Annotated in this window: 15 protein-coding genes and 2 pseudogenes; 16 read left to right on the top strand and 1 reads right to left on the bottom strand. The window is 31.8% G+C overall.

Annotated features, from left to right (window positions below):
- Positions 1–315 precede the first annotated feature (315 nt).
- The 6 genes from ACN5J3_RS13555 (at position 316) to ACN5J3_RS13530 (ending at position 5,657) form a co-directional block, all read left to right on the top strand.
- Positions 316–1,740, top strand: coding sequence for a DUF6794 domain-containing protein (locus tag ACN5J3_RS13555; RefSeq protein WP_418512086.1), 1,425 nt, complete (start codon positions 316–318; stop codon positions 1,738–1,740).
- Positions 1,741–1,907: 167 nt separating this feature from the next.
- Positions 1,908–2,585, top strand: a complete 678-nt coding sequence (locus ACN5J3_RS13550; protein WP_418512085.1) for a hypothetical protein — start codon at positions 1,908–1,910, stop codon at positions 2,583–2,585.
- Between the two features lie 265 nt (positions 2,586–2,850).
- Positions 2,851–4,017: a DUF6438 domain-containing protein gene (locus tag ACN5J3_RS13545; RefSeq protein ID WP_418512084.1), complete on the top strand. Its 1,167-nt coding sequence runs from the start codon at positions 2,851–2,853 to the stop codon at positions 4,015–4,017.
- 168 nt (positions 4,018–4,185) lie between these two features.
- The gene (locus tag ACN5J3_RS13540) at positions 4,186–4,590 is read left to right on the top strand and encodes a hypothetical protein (protein ID WP_418512024.1); all 405 of its coding nucleotides are present in this window, start codon (positions 4,186–4,188) and stop codon (positions 4,588–4,590) included.
- 65 nt (positions 4,591–4,655) lie between these two features.
- A complete protein-coding gene (locus ACN5J3_RS13535) occupies positions 4,656–4,910 on the top strand; it encodes a hypothetical protein (protein ID WP_418512023.1) in 255 nt (84 codons plus the stop codon).
- Between the two features lie 141 nt (positions 4,911–5,051).
- On the top strand, positions 5,052–5,657 hold the full coding sequence (locus tag ACN5J3_RS13530; RefSeq protein WP_418512021.1) for a hypothetical protein: 606 nt from the start codon (positions 5,052–5,054) through the stop codon (positions 5,655–5,657).
- A 46-nt stretch (positions 5,658–5,703) separates the two neighbouring features.
- On the opposite strand, the gene ACN5J3_RS13525 is transcribed toward ACN5J3_RS13530, so the two are convergent.
- On the bottom strand, positions 5,704–6,471 hold the full coding sequence (locus tag ACN5J3_RS13525) for a hypothetical protein (protein WP_418512083.1): 768 nt from the start codon (positions 6,469–6,471) through the stop codon (positions 5,704–5,706).
- A 14-nt stretch (positions 6,472–6,485) separates the two neighbouring features.
- Here ACN5J3_RS13525 and ACN5J3_RS13520 point away from each other — a divergent pair.
- From ACN5J3_RS13520 to ACN5J3_RS13475, 10 genes and pseudogenes are all read left to right on the top strand, one after another.
- A pseudogene (locus tag ACN5J3_RS13520) lies at positions 6,486–6,617 on the top strand (T9SS type B sorting domain-containing protein); the annotation flags it as partial.
- Between the two features lie 152 nt (positions 6,618–6,769).
- Positions 6,770–9,571 (top strand): triple tyrosine motif-containing protein, encoded by a 2,802-nt coding sequence (locus ACN5J3_RS13515; RefSeq protein WP_418512081.1) that lies wholly within the window; start codon positions 6,770–6,772, stop codon positions 9,569–9,571.
- Between the two features lie 237 nt (positions 9,572–9,808).
- Positions 9,809–12,826 carry a SusC/RagA family TonB-linked outer membrane protein gene (locus ACN5J3_RS13510; protein ID WP_417291373.1) on the top strand — a complete coding sequence of 1,006 codons (3,018 nt, stop codon included), beginning with the start codon at positions 9,809–9,811 and terminating at the stop codon, positions 12,824–12,826.
- 11 nt (positions 12,827–12,837) lie between these two features.
- Positions 12,838–14,316, top strand: coding sequence for a RagB/SusD family nutrient uptake outer membrane protein (locus tag ACN5J3_RS13505; RefSeq protein ID WP_418512080.1), 1,479 nt, complete (start codon positions 12,838–12,840; stop codon positions 14,314–14,316).
- Between the two features lie 12 nt (positions 14,317–14,328).
- Positions 14,329–15,936: a PKD domain-containing protein gene (locus tag ACN5J3_RS13500; protein WP_418512079.1), complete on the top strand. Its 1,608-nt coding sequence runs from the start codon at positions 14,329–14,331 to the stop codon at positions 15,934–15,936.
- An 11-nt stretch (positions 15,937–15,947) separates the two neighbouring features.
- Positions 15,948–17,588: a family 16 glycosylhydrolase gene (locus ACN5J3_RS13495; protein ID WP_418512078.1), complete on the top strand. Its 1,641-nt coding sequence runs from the start codon at positions 15,948–15,950 to the stop codon at positions 17,586–17,588.
- A gap of 2 nt (positions 17,589–17,590) precedes the next feature.
- A complete protein-coding gene (gene bglX / locus ACN5J3_RS13490) occupies positions 17,591–19,891 on the top strand; it encodes a beta-glucosidase BglX (protein ID WP_418512077.1) in 2,301 nt (766 codons plus the stop codon).
- Positions 19,891–20,652 (top strand): family 16 glycosylhydrolase, encoded by a 762-nt coding sequence (locus ACN5J3_RS13485; RefSeq protein ID WP_418512076.1) that lies wholly within the window; start codon positions 19,891–19,893, stop codon positions 20,650–20,652. Before bglX ends, ACN5J3_RS13485 begins: the two co-directional genes overlap by 1 nt.
- Before the next feature lie 279 nt (positions 20,653–20,931).
- On the top strand, positions 20,932–21,270 hold the full coding sequence (locus tag ACN5J3_RS13480; protein ID WP_417291367.1) for a DUF4870 domain-containing protein: 339 nt from the start codon (positions 20,932–20,934) through the stop codon (positions 21,268–21,270).
- 212 nt (positions 21,271–21,482) lie between these two features.
- Positions 21,483–22,302: pseudogene (locus ACN5J3_RS13475) on the top strand (histidine kinase); the annotation flags it as partial.

Here is a 22,302-nt window from a genome sequence, read left to right as displayed (position 1 = left end):
CACCGTGTATAGTAACCTTAATACTCTCTTTTGTTCTTTCTGATTATTATTTAAATTTAGTGATTTACAAACTTAAGACGTGTATAATTAATGGCTAGTTCTCGCCTACTTACGAAAATCCTCGCGGATTTCTATTCGGTTTTTATTTGCTAAATTACATACTAAACCACGCAACGAAATCATAGCCGATACCGTTGGATGTAATTTGAGAGACAAGTTCCCTAAACCAAAACAACGTTTCACTCATTGAAGTTTGTATATAAAACAGAACCGAATTAAATTGAGTTTTTAATTTAAAAACAATTACACTATAAAATGTTCAAACCTATACCTTATCTGTTTTTATTACTATTTTCTAATTCAATTTTAGGACAAATATCAACTCTTAGAGTTCCAATATCAGAAACTTATTCTTCAAATGGAAAATTTAAACTAAAATCAATTTCTTTCGATGATGAATTTCCAAATTTAAAAGGAGAATCTACAGTTACATTTACTAAACAATATGAAAGCTTTGGAGTTAAGAAAAGTTTTTACAAAATTAATCGCTCTTTCGATTTATACGATGGGTATCCTTTTTTTGCTGCAATCAGTAAAGATGGTAGAAAGATAATTTATATTAAAGACAAAGTCTATTATAATGGAGATGAACATAAAAATGTAACATTCTACATTGATGGCCAACTCAAAAAAACTTATACAACTGAAGAATTTATCAATTGCAATAAAGACACTGAAAAGTGTGATATGTTTTATGATAATAGATATCAAATATTTGAAACAAATAGCTCTACTTTAAAAAAGTATAAAAAAGGCATAACAGAAAAGGATAAATTTCTAAATAAAAATTTCGTGTTCAACAAAAATGACACAATCTATGTCATAGATTCAAGAAAAAAAATCACACTTTTTAACTTAAATAAAGGAGAAATAATTAAATCAAAAATTGACTTTGATTCAATCTATCCAAGTATTAAAAGATACGAAGCAGTTCGTAGTAATATTGACTATTACGATTATCCATACAAATACATAATAAATATTGAGAATTCTAAAACAAACGAAAAGTTGTCAGAAAGTATTAGTAAAATCTCAAACTTAAAATTCGTTTCTACAAACGACTCTACTTTTTATAAATACAACCTATTTCGAATTAATTTAACTGGATATCTTGACAGAACAGGAAAATTTGAAATTGAAACATTCGAAGTGGATGAAAAATTTAATAAAGAAGAAATAAAAAACTACCTTTTAAATACAAATTTCAATACTGATTTCATCCCTCGTCAAGTCGACAAAATATATTTAGAAAATTTTTTTGGTGGATATAGAAATCATAATGACTCTATAGCTGAAATTGACACTAAACTAGCTAAAGAGAAACGTAGACAGGAGTTTGAAAACAGAAAAAATCTAGATTCTATAAATGGAATTTATATACCAAGAAACCTAAAAGAAAGTATTATTCATCTAGACACAAAACTGAATTTTGAATCCAGAAAAAAAATAAAAGAAGCAAAAAGCATTTGGGAATTTAATTCGCATATAAGTCCTTTAGGAATGTGGATTCGAAATAATTGGGGAATTAATGGAGGTTCAAGGCTCTTGAAATATTTTAATGAAAGAGGGTTTAAAAACAGAGATGATATTTCAGCAATTATAATTCAACAGTACCAAAAATGGCTAATTGAAGAAAAAGATGTTTGGTCAAAATGGGAAAAACAGAATCCGAAAAAATAAAACCTACAGCTAACAACCCCATATAATCCATTGCTTGCTATCACCTACTTAACAAAACCCTCGCATATTTTCTATTCAGTTTTTATTTGCTAAATTACGTGCCTAAACGTGCCACTAGTCTTATAGTGACCGTAGGCAAACATCTATTTAATTCATAAAAATATAAAATGAACTTTTTTAAAAACAATCTACCCTTAATTAAACTTAGCTTATTACCCTTTTGCTTAATCATTCACCTGCATTCATATTCACAAGACATAATCACTAAATCTGATGGAGAAAAAATAGAAGCAAAAATTGATTTAATTGGTACAGATGAAGTGAAATACAAAAAGTATAATCATTTAGATGGACCATCATACATGATTAAAAAAAGTAACATTAGTGAAATAAAATTCAATAATGGAATTGTCCAGTTATTCAATAATTCTAAAGAAAAAGATGAAATTTCACTTAAAGAAACTAAAGAGTTCATTATAAAAACAATTAACAAGCACGGCTTTGAAGAAGATACATTCAATAGAAAGTATAAAGCCTCTTTTGAAGGAGATTATTTAAGACTAATAGTATTAAGGAGAAATGGTGTAGACCATTCTAATGATGGAATCTTATATGATTTCTCAAATGTTTATAGTTTTCATCGTGTATCTAAAAGGTCTGACAAAAAAGCCTTTATTAATATTTGGGTTTCAATTTTAAAAAACAAGAAAAAAAACAAATGGGATAAACATAAATTAATAATGAGAGTAGATGGAATACCTCAAGCTGAATCAATTCTAAATGCCCTAAAACATTATAATAAATTACTACTTGACAAACAAAAAACTTCAGATTCAAAATTTTAAAATAATAATTTTAATATAAACGTTAGCCAGCACCCTATATAACACATTGCCAGTCCGCGCTTACTTACTAAAATCCTCATAAGTTCTTCTTGCACCAGTTCATTGCACTCGTGTCTATTCGGTTTTTATTTACTACCAGCCTAACACACAAATAATCCTAAAACAAGATCAGTTTTTAAGAATTTTAACTATTTTTAGAAGTATAAACATAATATAGATAAACACACTAGTGTGTTTATACAATTGTTACCACCAATTTGAGAAAATGACGAAACTAAAATTCATATATCTTTTTTTTATCCCATTAATTTTAAGCTGTGAAACCGAGAAAAAAAACACTAAAAATAATCTAATCGGAGAATGGAGTAAAATTGAAAAAGTAGAGAATAATGATTATCCACCACCAGGTTTTAACAGACCCTTTGGTATTGGGTTTACAGAAAATAAAATTGAATTATTTAATGGATTCAAAAGATATAACCTAGATTCAGTTACAGGAAAACGACAACTGAATTACAAAGGAACATTTACTGACTATAAAGTTAAAAACCATAGTATTTTTATTCTAAATCCATTTAATGAAAATTGGGAGTTTAAATGGAAGATTAAAGGGCAATTAAATGATACACTAATTCTTATAAAAAATGACACAACTTTCATTAAACTTCAAAGAATAAAAGAGATAAAGAGCAACTCATTTGACCAAATTATATTCTCAAGTTCTGGTTGTTATGGTTCTTGTCCAATAATCGACATTTCAATAAATAATAAAAACAAAATATATTTTCAAGGAGAAGGCTATGTAAAACCATTAGGATTTTACGAATCCTTAATTGATAGTATTAAAACTGATTACATATTTTCAAAGTTTGCGAAAGCAAATATTGACAGTTTAAAAAGTGATTATGCAGTTGGACATACAGATGATGAAAGTATAACAACAACATTTGTGAAAGATGGACAAATAATCAAAACGATTCACGATTATGGGAAAGCAGGTCCAAAAGAATTAATTTGGGCTTATGTTCCAATCCAAAATTTATACACAGAAATTGAACTGGATAGATTAGAAAAAGATGAACCTTTTTACCCTAAACTACATTACTACACTTTCGAAAAAGATTCAAAAATATTACGATTAGAAAAATCAGAAAGCTTCTTTTTATGGACAGAAATAAAAGACTCTAAAATAGTTGACACAAAATTTAATTCTAAATATTCTATTGGTTTTAGAGGCAACTATACGTATTGGGGAGCTGACCCAAACGAAAAAAGAAAACACCCGTATGAATTGGATAAAATTGAATCTGATGGGAAATTATTTAAGTTTTCATTCAAAGACCAAAAATCAATAACATATGATTTAGGATACAACTTTATTGAAAGGAATTTTAAAGAATCTGATTTTAAGAAAAAAACGAAATACGATTAAAAAACTGGTGGTAACACCGTATATAATTTATTGCTGGTTCTAGCCTACTTACGAAAATCCTCGCGGATTTTCTATTCGGTTTTTATTTGCTAACTTTAGTGCCTACACCACGCAACAAACCATATACAAACACGTTAGCAGCAATTATATCTGACGCAAAAAACATAAATGATTCAGAGAATAAGAGACATTAATAATCATAAAATTTCATTGGGAAAAAATCTTGACAATTTTAAAATTGTCAGTGAACAACTGAAATCATATTGTATGCATCATCCAACTGTTTTTTACAAAGATGTTCCACCGTCAATTCCTTTAAGTAGTCAACTTTATTCTGTACTTACAAACACAATAAAGAATGGAGGGTTAATACTATTTAATATATCTTTCGTCAATATTCAAAAATCCATAGAAGGTTTCACGTCATTTAATGAAGCTAACAATAAAAAAATGATTACAGAATGGGAACTATCAATTATTATAAACGATGACGAATATTATAAGAGTACCATTTTTCATAATGGAGCGAATGAATTAATTTTACTTAAAAATGGACTAATTTTAATGATATGATATTAATTGAAAAATTATTTAGAAAAAGACTTAAATCAATTATAAAAAATTATCAAAATTTCACATTGATATTTGATGATAATGGATATTCAACAGAAATTAAATTTAAGGGATTTCTATTCGAATCCGAATTTTCTACAATTGGAGAAAAAGTTATGGATGTCAGAAACAGCAACAACATAGGAGTCAATGGATTAGACGTACTACGTTATTACGGTTTAAATCCAAATGAATACAAACAACTAACTATTGAATTTGAAAAAACAAATTACAGAGTTACTGACCTTATTTGTGTTTACAAGAATTTTGAATTAAAATAACAGCTGCTAACACCGTATATAATTTATTGCTTGTTCTAGCCTACTTACGAAAATCCTGGCGGATTTTCTATTCGGTTTTTATTTGTTAACTTAATTGCTTAACCACGCAACAAACCATATACAAACACGTTGCCCACAATTATGAAAAACATCCTGCTGACATTTATTATACTGATTTTTTTAAGTTGTAAATCGGACAAAAATGAAATTCCACCTGAATTTAAAGACAGTAACTTACAACTAGTCGAATTTCTTGAAAAGAAAATTTATATACCTAAAGATTTTAAAAAAACAAGTATTGAAACAGTCGCAGAATTAATTAAAAATTCACCTGACCTAAATGAACTCTCGGAATATGAATTTCAGAAATTGGAGAATTTCAAAAAAATGGGACAAACGGTTGAAATGTTTATTAAAGATGGTAACTATAAAAACAATATATCGTTTCAATCTGGAAATTACGTGGAACTGACCAAAGAAGCAGTTGAAGTTTATGTTGATTTGCTTGAAAACCATCTTTTTGTTGAATCTGAATCTTTTGGAGTAGAAAGAAAAAGACTTGAAAGTAAATTTTTGACATATGGAATTTCCAAAGTCGTAAAAGTAAAATACTTGCAAACATTTGGAGAAGAAAAAATATTTCTGACCCAATATTTGGTGACATATAAATTAAAAACATTCGGAATTATTGTTGCAAGTGAATCGGACAGTGATTACCAGTACATATTAAAGAATTTTAAAAAATAACTGTGGGCAACAACGGCTATAATCCATTCCCAGTCCTCACCTACTCCTAATCAGCCATTCCGGTTCTGTGATTAGCCATTCCAGAGTTCTGATTAACCATTCCAGAGTTCTGATTAGTCGTTCCAGAGTTCTGATTAACCATTCCAGAGTTCTGATTAACCGTTCCAGAGTTCTGATTAACCGTTCCAGAGTTCTGATTAGCCATTCCAGAGTTCTGATTAACCGTTCCAGAGTTCTGATTAACCGTTCCAGAGTTCTGATTAGCCATTCCAGACTTTTGATTAGCCATTCCAGAGTTCTGATTAACCATTCCAGAGTTCTGATTAGCCATTCCAGAGTTCTGATTAGCCATTCCAGAGTTCTGATTAGCCATTCCAGAGTTCTGATTAGCCATTCCAGAGTTCTGATTAACCATTCCAGAGTTCTGATTAACCATTCCAGAGTTCTGATTAGTCGTTCCAGAGTTCTGATTAACCGTTCCAGAGTTCTGATTGATTGGTACAAAGTTCTGATTGCTCACCACAAAGTTCTGATTGACTAGTACAAAGTTATGATTAGGTGGTACAAAGTTGTGATTAGGTGGTACAAAGTTCTGATTGACTGGTACAAAGTTCTGATTAGGTGGTACAAAGTTCTGATTGATTGGTACAAAGTTGTGATTGACTAGTACAAAGTTGTGATTGACTGGTACAAAGTTCTGATTGATTGGTACAAAGTTCTGATTAGGTGGTACAAAGTTCTGATTAGGTGGTACAAAGTTCAGATTGACTGGTACAAAGTTCTGATTATCCACCACAAAGTTCTGATTGATCATTCCAGAGTTTAGGTTGGGATGGCACTTATAATGGTCATTTAATGCATACCAATGATTATTGGTTTAAGGTTAATTATAGGATGTTAACCACAGAAGGGCAGTATGTGACTAAAGAGTTTAGGTCTCATTTTACGTTGAAACGATAGGCTTTAAGCTTTATAAGTTTATTAATCCCTTTTTGGTTTATTGGTATTTATTATGCTTAAAATAATAAAACTTAAATTACGTAGCTGCTATATGAAGTATAAGTAAGCTACTTAATAATTTGTATACTTGTAGTACTAAAGTATTTGTAGACGTGAGATATAAAATAGCTTTTTTATTTATTGTTTTATTGTGTAATAGTCTGGTGTCTCAAGAGTTACCACCTATTGAGGTTTATACGCCAAAAGATTATGGGGCTGAAAATCAAAACTGGGGAATTTCACAATCCGCTGATAGGCATATCTATGTAGCAAACAATAAAGGTTTGTTAGAGTATAATGGTGCGGAATGGAAATTGTATGCTTCACCAAATGAGACTATTATTCGATCTGTAACTGTGGTAAACGACTATATTTATACGGGTTGCTATATGGAGTTTGGTTTCTGGAAACGAGACGATTTAGGCGATTTAAAATATACTTCACTTTCCGATGAACTTAAAACACCAATTATTGAAGATGAACAGATTTGGTGTATAAAAGCTATTGATGATTGGGTACTGTTTCAGTCGCTAGATAGAATATATGTATACCATACGCTAAAAAAAACATTTCAAGTAATAGAGAGCCAAGTATCATTAACAAAAATGTATAAAGTTGATGATAGTATTTATTTTCAAGACTTTCAAAAAGGCTTATTTAAAATTGAAAATGGAACAACAGTATTGGTTTCAGACCATGATATACTTCGCAATAATATTGTTGTTAATATTTATAACCACAACAATCAGTTTTTAATAGAAACACAAGATTTAGGATTTTTTATTTTAAAAGGAGCAGACTTAAAACCTTGGGATATTCCTGCAAAAGCGTTATTAAATCAAGTCACTGTTTATAGTAGTATAAAGCTTAAGGATAATAGTTTTGCTTTGGGTACAATATCTAATGGAATTATTCATTTAACAGAAAACGGTGAAGCTAATTATAAAATAAACCAAATAAATGGGTTGAGCAATAATACCGTACTCTCTCTATTTGAAGACGCAGAGAACAATATTTGGTTGGGTTTAGACAATGGTGTTAACTGCGTAAATATTACTTCTCCGTACACCATTTATAATGATGATAAAGGTGAAATAGGAACCATATATGCTTCTGCTGTTTATAATGATAATTTATACTTGGGTACTAACCAAGGTTTGTTTGTAAAGCCTGTAAATGGCAATACAAAATTTGAGTTTATTGAAGGGACAAAAGGACAGGTTTGGTGTTTGGTTGTTTTAGATAACACATTGTTTTGTGGGCATAATTCAGGTACTTATATTGTTGAGAATAACCAAGCCGAACTTATATCAAGAATAAGCGGTACATGGGATGTAAAACCCATAAAAAACCAAGAAAACTTATTATTGCAAGGTAATTATAATGGCTTAAATATATTAGAGAAAAAAAACAATACTTGGAGCTTTAGGAATAAAATAGAGGGCTTTAATAATTCTTCAAAATATTATGAGCTAACAGAAGATAACACCATTTTTGTAAGCCATGAATATAAAGGAGTTTTTAAGATAAAAGTTAGTGCAGATTTTTACAAAGCTTTAGAAGTAGTTAGAGATACCTCGGTTGATAAAGGAGCTAATTCTAGCCTGTTAAAGTATAATGATCAAGTTCTTTATGTTTTTAAAAAAGGAGTTTATAAATACAATAAAACGCAGCAAGGTTTTGTTAGAGATAGTGTTTTGAGTGGTGTTTTTAACGAAGAAGATTACACGTCAGGAAAGCTTATTTCTGATAAAAAAACGAATATGCTTTGGGGATTTTCAAAAAAGAATTTAAGTTATATAACTCCGGGGAAGTTTAGTGGAAGCCCAAAGATTAATAAACAAGCATTTCCAAGTTCTTTAAGGAAAGGAATGACCGGTTATGAAAATATAACATGTTATAAAGATCATGTATACTTATTTGGTTCATCTACAGGATATACCATTATAGATTTAGATAAATTTAGCATAAAGCAATATTCAATATCTATAAACACTATAAAAAACCAAATTATTAATGCAGAGGCAAGGTTCGTACCATTACAAACACCAGGAAGTTTTACAAATAAAGAAAACAACTTTGAGTTTAATTATAGCATTCCAGAATTTGACAAATACCTAGAACCAGAGTATCAATATAAATTAGAAGGTATTTATAATGACTGGAGTTCTTGGACAAATACGCCTAAAGTATTGTTTAAAAACTTACCATACGGCGACTATACATTTATAGTAAGAGGTCGAGTAGGCAATACCATTACAAATAATACGGCAAGCTATAGTTTTGTTGTAGACAAGCCTTGGTATATGTCTAATTTAGCTTTTATTTCTTATGCTCTGATTGTTTTGTTATTTTCTTTATTTATGCACAACGTTTATAAGGTTTATTACAATAAACAACGCGATAAGTTATTGCTACAAACAGCGCAAGAACTTGAGCTGAAAGAACTAGAAAACAAGCAGCAGTTGATGCATTTTGAAAATGAAAAATTGCAACAAGATGTAGAAAGTAAAAGTAGAGAGTTAGCAATATCTACTATGAACTTAATTAAAAAGAATGAGTTTTTAAACAGTATAAAAGATAAACTTAAAACAGTAAATACCGATAAAACTATTAAATCTGTTATAAGGATTATAGATAAAAACTTAAACAATACAGACGATTGGAAGTTTTTTGAAGAAGCATTTAATAATGCAGATAAAGACTTTCTGAAAAAAGTAAAAGCAAAGCATCCGTCATTAACGCCAAACGATTTAAAACTTTGCGCTTACTTAAGACTTAATTTATCATCAAAAGAGATAGCACCTTTATTAAATATCTCATCAAAAAGTGTAGAAGTTAAAAGATACAGACTACGAAAAAAGATGAACCTTCCTCATGAAGCAAGCTTAACAAATTATATTCTGGAAATTTAGCACCCAAACAAATAAAAAAAACACCTATACAAAAGCACTACATTCTTGTTTTTTGTAGAGTATTACAACGTTGTAGTATAAAAAGCGAGTGTTTTGTGATATCGCATTTTTAAAGGGTTTAAATTATTAAAATGATAAAATTTTAGTTGTTTTTTTATCTTGTATGTTTTTTGTTGTGGTTTATTTTAACGATTTCATAACATTATGTGATAAGTTTACCTAACTAAAGTTCAAACTATGATATCAAAACATTTAACACTTGCATTATTTCTTATAATGTCAACGTTTGCATTTTCTCAAAATGTAAATATCAAAGGGTCAGTAGTAGACTCTAAATCACAAGTACCGTTACCCGGAGTAAATATCATTATCAAAAACACTACCCAAGGTGTTTCAACAGATTTTGATGGGAATTTTAATTTTGAAAATGTACCTATAAATTCAGTACTACAATTTTCTTTTATAGGATATAATGATAAAGAAGTAACCGTAACAAATAGCAACCCTTTAAGCATAAGCCTAGAAGAATCTACAGAATCTCTAGACGAAATAGTATTAATAGGTTACGGTTCTCAAAACAAAAAAGATGTAACAGGAGCAGTATCATTAGTAACATCAGAAACATTAGATGTTTTAAAACCTATAGAACCAGCTCTAGCTTTACAAGGAACAGTTTCAGGAGTTTCTATTGGTTCAGCTTCAGGTTCTCCAGGTAGTGGATATAACATAGTTATTAGAGGGACAAGTTCAAACGGCAGTAATGCTCCTTTAGTAATAATAGATGGTTATACCGGTAACTTAAATAGTATAAATCCTGATGATATAGAATCTATTTCAATACTAAAAGATGCCCAGGCAGCTATTTATGGTATAGCAGGAGCAAATGGAGTAGTACTAGTAAAAACTAAAAGCGGTAAGAAAAACACAAGACCAACTGTAAGTTATGATGTATATGCTGGTTTTCAAGAAACAACTAGAAAGCTTCCGTATTTGAATGCAACAGAATATGCCTTGCTTTTAAATGAAAGTTATGCGGCCAATGGGCAAACAATTCCTTATAACAATGTTAGTGGTTTAGGAGAAGGAATAGATTGGCAAGATGAGCTATTTGAAACCGCACCTATGACAAATCATAATGTGAGAGTTACTGGTGGTGGCGAAAATATTACATATTATTTTGGAGCAGGAAGATTAGAACAAGATGGTATTATTGCTAGTGATAAATCTAATTATATAAGAAATAACATTAAGTTACGATTAGGTGTTGATATTACCGAAAAACTTAAGTTTTCTACAACAACAAATTATCTAGCAACAGAACGAAAAACTATTTCAGAAAATGCGCTAGGTTCAGTATTATTTAATGCTTTAAACTACGCACCAACTTATGGCTTAAATGAAGAAGATACAACAGGCTTTTTAGGAAATGAAGTCATAAACCCATTATCTCAAATCAGAAATACATACAATGATTATAGCGGTAAAGGTTTAGAAGGTAATTTTCAATTAGAATATAAACCTATAGAAGGACTAACAGTTACCTCTCGATTTGGTTATAAAACCTATGAAGATAAAGGCAAAAACTTTGCACCAATAGTAGACTATGGACCAGGAAAAGTGTTTAACAACCCAAGAAGCCGTGTAGATCAAAATAGGGCATCAAACAACTACTACAACTGGGAGACGTTTTTTACTTATGATAAAATATTTGGTAAACACCATATTACTTTTACAGGCGGAACAAGCGTTCAAAAAAGTTCTGGCGATGGTCTGACAGCATCAGGATTTGATGTGCCAGCAAATAGTTGGGAATTTGCAGATATAGCTTTAACAACGGGTTTAAGTGACGCAAAATCAAACAGTTCATATTATTATGATAATAGGTTAACGTCTTATTTTGCAAGACTACAATATGATTTTTCAGAAAAGTATTTATTGTCGGTAATGTTCCGTAGAGATGCTTCATCAGATTTCCCTGATTATAACCGAGTAGATATTTTTCCTTCATTTACAGCAGGTTGGAAAATATCTGAAGAAGGTTTCTTAAAAAACTCTAATACAATAAACTTTTTAAAATTAAGAGGAAGTTATGGGCAATTAGGAAATGATGTAGGAAGAGATTTATATAGAGCTACCCTAGATGGAGAAGCTACATATATTTTTGATGGTGCACTAGTAAATGGAGTAGCTACAGGTAGACTTCAAAACCCAGATGCCAAATGGGAGATTGCTGAAAAATTTGATGTAGGATTTGATTTAAAGCTTTTTAACAGCAAAATAGATATAACAGCAGATTATTTTATTGAAGATAGAGAAGACTTGCTAGTTGCTGGTTACCCAGTTTCAGGTATTTTAGGAACAGGAGCTCCAGGTGGAGGTTTACCAACAGTAAATGCTGGCGAAACTCGAGTAAAAGGAGTGGAGTTTTCTATAGGTTATAAAGGGAATATATCAGAAGATTTTTCTTTTGGAGTTAATTATAATTTCACAAGTATACGAGGTGAAGTAACAGAAATTAATGGCGATGTAATTCCTGAAGGTGGAGCCTTTGGAGTAGGTCAATTAGCACCAGCTCGAATGGAAGTAGGGCAACCAATAGGCTACTTTTACGGTTACCAAACCAACGGTATTTTTCAGAACCAAGCCGAGGTTGATGCGCACCCTTCACAAATAGCTTTAGGATCTGAAGCAGCTCCTGGAGATTTTAGGTTTGTAGATGTAAACGGAGATGGCGTTATAGATTCAAATGATAGAACATATTTAGGTAAACCACAAGCAGATTATTACATGGGTTTCAACTTAAATTTCAAGTATAAAAACTTTGATTTTACAGCCTATTCATATGCCGAAATAGGAAAAGAAACAGTTCGTAATTATGAGAGAGATCAGCCTAATGTAAATAGGTTAAATCTATACCTTAATAGATGGACAGGAGAAGGAACTAGTAACTCTGTGCCAAGAGCAACAGTAGGAGCAACAAGTAACAAAGTCTTTTCAGATTTTTATGTTGAAGATTCCTCTTTCTTAAGAATTCAAAACATACAATTAGGTTACTCTTTATCACCAGAAGTGTTAGAAACTATAGGTATGAGTAGAGTACGTGTATATGCAACAGTAAACAATGCATTTACATTTACAAACTACAACGGTTACGATCCAGCAGCAACAACAGGAGAAGCTATAGGTGGTGGTATTGATTATGGATTTTATCCTGTTTCAAGACAATATCTATTAGGACTTAATCTTACATTTTAAAAAAATAGACCATGAAAACATATAGAAACAAAATAAAAAATATCACATTATTTATGCTGGTTGTATTTATGACCAATGCATGTTCAGATGATTTTTTAGAAGAAACAAAACGATATAGTCAAGACTCTGAAAGCTATTTTAATTCTGAAGAAGAATATTATAACGCATTAGTAGGCGCTTATGATGTTTTACAATCTACATATGTAAATGTATTATTAGGAGAAATTGCATCAAATAATACACTATGTGGTGGAGAAAGTGCAACAGATGTACCAGGTTTTCAGCAAATAGATAACATGACTCATACTCAAGTAAACAGTAACTTAAGAGATATCTGGAACTGGATGTATGCAGGTGTAAATAGAACAAATTACATTATGGAGTTTGAGGATAAAACAAACTTTGAAGGTAAAGAAATCATTATAGGAGAAACCCGTTTTTTAAGAGCATACTTTTATTTTGAACTTGTTAAATGGTTTGGAGAAGTACCTATGAAAGAAGTACGTTTTCAGTTAGAAGATGAAACTACAGTGCCTCGCTCTCCAGTTGAAGATGTGTATGGTTTAATAGAAAGAGATTTACAATATGCCGTAGATAATTTAACCTATACAGCACCGCAAGTAGGTAGAGCTACAAAAGGGTCAGCACAAGCACTTTTAGGTAAGGTTTATTTGTATCAAGATAAATTTTCAGAAGCCGCTGTAGTATTAAGCACCTTAATAGAAGAAGGGCCTTATGACTTGGTAGAAGACTATGATCAAATTTTTGAATTTTCAGGAGAGAACGGTATAGAATCTGTATTTGAAGTACAATATACAGATGTAGAAGGCGCTGGGTTTGAATGCCTACAATGTAGTGAAGGTAATGTCGCTGTAGGTTTTAGTGGCATTCGTAACTATTCAGGACCTCAATTTTCATCAGGATTTAGTTTTAATGTACCTACACAAGAAGTTGTAGATGAGTTTGAAGATGGAGATTTAAGAAAAGATGTTGCTATTCTGGATATTGAAGCATGGGCAGCTCAAACAGGTGCTACTTACGGAACAGGTTATGAACATACAGGCTATTTTAATAGAAAGTATTTACCTAGAGTAAGAAGTGAAGAAGCAGCAGGAGATTTAAATCTAACAAACCCAAATAACTACAGAGCAATTCGTTTTGCAGATGTGTTATTGATGGCAGCAGAAGCATACAACAGAGGAGATATAAGTGATGTAACAGCCAGAAACTATTTAAATAGAGTAAGACAAAGAGCCTTTAATGACGAAAACCACAACGTCACAGCATCTGGTGATGCATTAACACAAGCTATTTATCATGAAAGACGTGTAGAACTTGTAGGAGAAGGTCACCAATTTTTTGATTTAGTTAGAACAGGAAGAGGAACAGATATAGAAGGCTTTACTCCAAATAAAAATGAAGTGTTTCCAATTCCTATAGAGGAAATACAATTTTCAAACGGAAACTGGCAACAAAATCAAGGATATTAAAAAATGAAAACTATGAGAATATTAAAATATGTAATGAGCTTATCATTTCTAGCATTAACCATTTTGGGGTGTGCAAATGATGATGATAAAACAGGGTTTGTAAATCAAATTCAAGCACCAACAAATCTTGAAATGTCGGTAAGAGTTACACAAGACAATTCAGGATTAGTGACACTAACGCCATCAGGAGAAGGAGTTTCATATTATATAATTGATTTTGGAGACAATTCAGAAAAATCTGAAGATATCCAACCTGGAGAGCGAGTAAACCATACTTATGAAGAAGGTAGTTATCAAGTTGTTTTAACGGCTTACAATCTAGCAGGAAAAACTACAGAAATTACACAACCTATAGAAGTTTCTTTTCAAGCACCTCAAAATTTAGAGGTAGTTATAGAAAATGATGTAGCACTTTCAAAAACAGTTAATGTTACAGCTTCAGCAGATTTTGCAATGTTTTATGAAGTAAGTTTTGGAGAAGATGCTTCAGCAGAACCACTATCAGCCAATATAGGAGAAACAATTTCTTTTACATACCAAGATGCAGGTGTTTATACTATTTCAGTAGAGGTTTTTGGAGCAGCAATTGAAACAACAACTTATACAGAAGATTTTGAAGTGGTAGCTATATTGCAACCGCTTGAGTCAGCACCAACACCACCAGGAAGAGATGAAAATGATGTAATCTCTATTTTTAGTGCGGCATATGCAAATGAACCAGGAGCAAACTATTTCCCAGATTGGGGACAAGGAGGATGCTGTGGTAGTGGTTGGGCTATGTTTGATTTGGCTGGAGATGAAATGCTACAATACACAAACTTAAGTTATCAAGGTAATGAGTTTGGTGCCGCTGTAGATGTATCTGATATGGAATATATTCATTTAGATGTATGGACTGCAGATGTTTTACAAACTATAGAAGTGTCTTTAATAAGTGCTTCCAATGGAGAACGTCCTGTAGTTGCAGCTTTAACATCTAATGCATGGACAAGTATTGATATTCCTATTTCAGACTATACAAGTCAATCAGGATTTACAGTAGCAGATATTTTTCAGTTAAAATATGTAGGAACACCGTCTGGAGAAGGTACTGTTTTTATAGATAATATTTATTTTTACAGAGGGGCATCAGCTCCAACATCTCCTACAGAAGCAGCACCAGACCCAACACATCCTGAAGCCAATGTTGTATCAATATATAGTGATTCTTATACTAATGTTACTGTAAACGAATGGAACCCTGGTTGGGGACAAACCACTATTTTAACAAGTGAGATTATTGATGGTAATAATACCTTATTGTATGAGGCTTTAAACTACACAGGAATTGTTACTGATTATGACAACCCTACAGATTTATCAGCAATGACATTTGCTCATTTTGATTATTGGTCTCCTGATGCAACAAGTTTAGGTTTAAAACTAGTAAACACATCTTATGCCGATAATGACCCATTAAAAGAAGACATAGAGTTTGTTGATACAGTAACAAACGGAGAGTGGGTAAGCGTAGAAATAGCCTTGTCTGATTACACAACAGATGTTTCAGGCGTAACACAACTTCTTTTTGAGTCTTCAGGAGGTACAGTTTACATTGATAACCTTTATTTCCACAACTAAAAAAACATACTATGAAATATATAATAAATAAATACAGTAGCATATTTCTCATACTAGCATTAGTACTTTTTACTAATTGCCAAGATGACGACTCTACGTTTGGAGCTGTAATCGCTCCTACAAACATTCAAGTAACATCAGAAATTGTGGGGCAAGATTCTGCCAATCCCTATGGTGATGGTAGCGGAATGGTAAACTTTAAAGCAACAGCAAACAATGCTATAAATTATACTTTTGCATATAACAGTAATAAGAAAACATCTCCAATAGGAGAAGCAGAAATGTCTTTTTCAAATTTAGGAGTTAATTCTTATGACGTTGTAGTAACTGCTTTCGGAACCGGAGGAACATCTTCGTCAGTAATAGTAACTGTTGAAGTTTTAGCAACTTATTCACCACCAGCAGAACTGCTAGATAAATTAGTAGGTGATGGTTCTAAAACTTGGCGATTAAAATCAGAAAAAGCTGGGCATTTTGGATTAGGACCAGTAGGAGGTCAAATACCAACCGAGTGGTATGCAGCAGGACCAAATGAAAAAGTTGGAGTAGGAATGTATGATGATCGTTTTATTTTTGATGCAGATGGAACATTTACTCATATCACTAATAATACTAACGATGATCCTAACCAAGATCCAACAGGAACTGTTTTTGGAAGAGATGGTCTTGTAAATCAATTAGGACCAGGATCAGGAACTCTTAACGGTGCAGATGTAGAAAACTTTCCTTACAATGATTATTCTGAAACATGGGCATTAATTGCTCCAGGAGGTCAAGAAACAATTAGTTTAACAGGATTAGGCTTTATTAGCTATTACTGTGGTGGTTCACATAATTATCAAATCTTTGATCGTTCTGTACCAAACGAACTTTTATTAAAAACAACAGATGGAAATGGCGAGTTTGACTGGTGGTTTATTATTACATCTTTAGAAGAAGGAGAAGATGATGAAGACTCATTTACATCACAATATAATAACCTTGTATGGGAAGATGATTTTGATACAAATGGAGCACCAGACGCATCTAAATGGACCTATGATTTAGGTGCTGGTGGTTGGGGAAATCAAGAGCTTCAAACCTATACAGAAGAAGCAGAAAATGTAATTGTTGAAGACGGATTTCTTAAAATAACAGCAAAAGAAAATGGAAGCAGTTATTCATCAGCACGTATTAAAACAGAAGGTTTATTTGATTTTACATATGGTCGTGTTGAGGTAAGAGCAAAATTACCAGCATCAATTGGTACTTGGCCTGCAATTTGGATGTTAGGAGCAGATTATGAAACGAATATTTGGCCAGCTTGTGGAGAAGTAGATATTATGGAGCAAACAGGACAAGATAAAAATGTGGTTTTAAGTACTGTTCATCATCCAGCTGTATCTCCGGGAGCAGGAGATTCTTCAGGCATAAGCGCTACTACATCAACAACAGAATTTCATAATTATACTTTAGAATGGACACCTGACGAACTTATATTCTTAATAGATGATAGTGTTATACATACAGTAACAAACAATTCAGGATTACCATTTAATAATGATTTCTTTTTAATCTTAAATGTAGCAATGGGAGGAACTCTAGGAGGAACTGTAGATCCTGCTTTTGTAGAAGATAGTATGGAGGTTGATTATGTTAGAGTTTATCAATAATTATGAAGAGAAATAGATATTATTTATTAGTATTATCAATAGTTTTTGGTTTGTTTTCATGTAAAAATGAATCAAAAAATGATTTAGCTCTCAATTCTAAAAACTCAACAGAAAATTCATCTATTGAATCTAAAGTAGAAGCGCTTTTAAAAAAAATGACGCTAGAAGAGAAAGTAGGGCAAATGAATCAATATACAGGTTTTTGGGATGTAACAGGACCAACTCCAAAAGAAGGTAATCAAGCTTTAAAGTATGAACACCTTAAGAAAGGATTAGTAGGTTCTATGATAAATGTTACAGGCTCAAAAAATGTAAGAGCAGTACAAAAAATAGCAGTAGAAGAGTCAAGACTAGGAATTCCATTAATTATTGGATTTGATGTTATTCATGGTTTTAAAACTTTGAGTCCTATTCCACTAGCAGAATCTGCTAGTTGGGATATGGACGCTATAGAGTTATCAGCCAAAGTAGCAGCAAAAGAAGCAGCAGCATCTGGTATAAACTGGACTTTTGCACCTATGGTTGATGTCTCTAGAGACGCACGTTGGGGACGTGTCATGGAAGGCGCTGGAGAAGATGCTTATTTAGGATCTAAAATAGCGACAGCCAGAGTACACGGTTTTCAAGGAGCCGATTTATCATCAAAAGAAACGATAGCTGCATGTGCCAAACATTTTGCAGCCTATGGTTTTGCTGAATCAGGAAAAGATTATAACACAGTTGATATAGGAACATCAACATTATACAACGTTATTTTTCCTCCATTTATAGCAGCAAAAAATGCAGGTGTGAGAACTTTTATGAATTCATTCAATGAAATAAATGGTATACCAGCTACAGGGAGTGCTTTTTTACAACGCGAAATTTTAAAAAAGCAATGGGGCTTTGACGGTTTTATTGTTTCAGATTGGGGTTCAATAAATGAGATGGTTGCGCATAGACAAGCAAAAAATGGAAAAGAAGCGGCTGAAATAGCAGCAAATGCTGGTTCTGACATGGACATGGAATCACATTTGTACGTTTCAGAATTGGTTAACCTAGTAAACGAAGGTAAAGTAAAAGAATCTGTAATAGATGATGCTGTGCGACGTATTTTACGTGTTAAGTTTGAACTAGGCCTCTTTGAAAACCCTTATAAATACTGTGATGAGACTTATGAAAAAGATGTTGTAGGAAGTAAAGAGATAAACGAAGCTGTATTAGATGTGGCAAAAAAATCTATTGTACTTCTAAAAAATGAAAACAATGTATTGCCGCTTAAAAAGGAAGGACAAAAAATAGCATTAATAGGAGCATTAGCAGATGATAAAACAAGTCCATTAGGTAATTGGCGTATAGGTGCCGAAGACGGAACAGCTGTTTCAGTTTTAGAAGGCATGCAAAAATACAAAGGGAACACACTCTTTTTTGAAAAAGGCGCAGAGTTTGTATCAGGCGAAACAGTTTTTGCTAAAGAATTAAATATTAATGTATCTGATAAGAGTGAGTTTAGTAAAGCCACAGCCATAGCAAAAAAAGTAGATGTTGTAGTTATGGTTTTAGGCGAGCATGGATATCAGTCAGGTGAAGGAAGAAGTAGGTCTAGTTTAGGATTACCAGGTGTGCAACAAGAACTTTTAGAAGCGGTTTATAAAGCCAACTCTAATATCGTTTTAGTACTTAATAATGGTCGTCCATTAGCTGTGACTTGGGCTGATGAGCATATTCCAGCTATTGTTGAAGCTTGGCAATTAGGAACACAGTCAGGAAATGCTATAGCGCAAGTTTTATATGGTGATTACAACCCTAGTGGAAAATTACCAATGACTTTTCCACGCAGTGTAGGTCAAGTGCCTATATACTACAATGTAAAAAGTACAGGAAGACCTAATATGCCTGCTCCGGGAGAAGTGTTTTGGTCTCATTATTCAGATATCACAAATAAGCCACTATATCCATTTGGTTATGGCTTAAGTTATACCACATTTTCGTATACAGATATTAATGTGAAAAACGTAAAGGATAACAGTTTTGAGATTTCTGTGACATTAACCAATACAGGCAATGTAACAGGAAAAGAAGTAGCTCAACTGTATTTAAAAGATGATTATGCATCTGTAACCAGACCTGTAAAAGAACTAAAAGGCTTTGAGTTAGTTAAGCTTAACCCTAACGAATCGAAAACAATAACGTTTCTATTGACAGAAAATGAGTTAGGGTTTTATAATAACCAAGGCGATTTTATTGTTGAATCAGGTGATTTTACTGTTTTTGTAGGAGGAGACTCTGAAGCAGAACTAACCACAAAATTCGAATTGAAATAATGAAACACATTTTATACATATTTATTCTAACAGTAACATTTGTGTCTTGTCAAGATTCTAAAAAAGTACTTTTTGAAGAAAATTTTGATGACGAATCTTTAAATATGTCTAATTGGAATTATCAATTAGGAAATGGTTGTCCAGAAATTTGTGGTTGGGGAAATAACGAGCGCCAATTTTATACAAAAGAAAACGTATCATTACGTAACGGAAAACTAGTTATCACAGCCACAAAAGATTCACTTGGTTATAAATCAGGACGTATTACAACACAAGATAAGTTTGAGTTTCAATATGGTACTGTTGAGGTTAAAGCAAAGTTACCAAAAGGGTACGGCATTTGGCCTGCCATCTGGATGTTAGGAAGTAATATTGATGCTGTTGGGTGGCCAACTTCTGGGGAAATTGATATTATGGAATATGTAGGTAAATCTCCACATGAAATACATACTACATTGCACACTCCTGATAGTCATGGCAAATCTATAAATACAAAAATAACAACTATAGAGACTATAGAAGATGGTTTTCATGTATATAAATGCCATTGGAATAGTGAAAAAATAGAATTTTTTATTGATGATACATTAGTTTATACGTTTTCTCCAGAAAATAAAAATGAAAAAGTTTGGCCTTTTAATCAACCTTTTTATATCATTCTTAATCTTGCCGTTGGCGGGAATTTTGGAGGGCCAGATGTTGATGATACTATTTTCCCCCAAGAATTTATTATTGATTATGTAAGAGTATATGATTACTAATTAGTAATTTGTTTTTAGAGTAGTTAGCGCCCCATTTTTATGGGGCGTTTTTTATACAAGTATTCCTGTATATATGGCTATATTTATACCTATGAAGTTATGATTTTTTAAAGGCTTTGTATTATCCGGAAAAGAATGAGTAAAAACACGTAATTTAAAAGACGTATTCAGATTGATGTATTAAAAAAAGTAAGGTATCAGAAATTTAATAAATTTATACGTAACAATTTTTATTTTTTTGCGTCATATAAGTACATCAATCAAATAAACACTAGCATCATGAGAGAAGATAAACAACTTTTAGTTATTACCCATTTAAGTCAGTTGTTGACTTGTATTACAGGGTTTGGCGGATTAATTGTTCCGTTGATACTTTGGGCTACTCAAAAAGAAAATATCTACAGTATGGATTTACAGGGAAAACGTATTGTTAATTTTCAATTAAGTATTATTGTATATTCAATAATTTGTATTCCTTTAATCCTTTTATTAGGATTAGGTTTTTTAGGCTTAATTTTTATTGGGATTATTTCTATAATTTTTCCTATTATAAATGCTGTAAAAGTTAATAATGGCGAAATACCAAAATATCCATTATCTCTTAATTTTATTAGTTAGTTAGATTATAAGAGGTAAGTATGGCGCTCACAAACAAGTGAGCGCTATTTTTTTATTCAGAAAAAAAAAAGACAGTTACAGAAAAATAGAATACAGATTACACGCATAAATCTTAAGTTTGTTAATTGATATTTATGTGGCGTTATTTTAAAATCATATTATTTTTACTGTTACCAGTTTTTGTAGTTGCTCAAAATCCGGTAACGCAACATATGTCTAAAATTTCTAATCTTCCAGATGTAGAGTTTTATGACATTCAAGAAGATCATAACCACTATATATGGCTTGCTGCTGATAAAGGTTTATACCGTTACAACGGAAATAATTACCAAAAGTTTACAAACCCTAACCAAAAAGCGAATTCTTTATTTCAATTAAAATTAGATGAAAAAGGAAAACTTTGGTGTAGTAATATTCATGGGCAAATTTTCTATGTTGAAAACGATACATTACATCTTTTTTATGACGCTAGTAAACTGGTGAAAGGGCAGTTGTCACCTTTTGAAATTACCAATACATCCATTCGCTTATTTACTGTAGATGGTATTTATGATATTATTTTAAAAGACAAAAACATCATCAAGCTTTTTGAAGGTATGTCTGTTAGCGAGAGTACTCACAATGATTTGTCTTATGTCATTAAAATGAATGAAAATGGCAGAACTTCAAAAGAAAAACAGAACTGGTATCAAATCACAAATGGACAGATAAAACTGCTTAAAACATTCACGTCTAAATACAGAATGCAGTCACCAAAGGTATATGCTTTTAAAAATAGTGCGCTGTTAAATTTTAAAGAACAAGGCAAAAATCAACTTTATATTTATAAAACTGAAATAGACGATGTTTTAAAGCTGAGGACACCCATATCATTAGAAGATTTAACCATTTACAACATTTCTTATTTAAATAATGACTATTGGTTTTTAACAACATCTGGTGTGTTTATTTTTCAACTAAAAGGTCAGCAATTAGTTTTAAAAGAACAATTATTTAGTAATGAGTCTGTTACCGATGTATTGGTGGATTTTA

The organism is Corallibacter sp., from assembly GCF_048381695.1.
In the GTDB taxonomy this organism is placed as follows: domain Bacteria; phylum Bacteroidota; class Bacteroidia; order Flavobacteriales; family Flavobacteriaceae; genus Corallibacter; species Corallibacter vietnamensis.
This window is presented reverse-complemented; position numbering and strand designations above follow the sequence as displayed.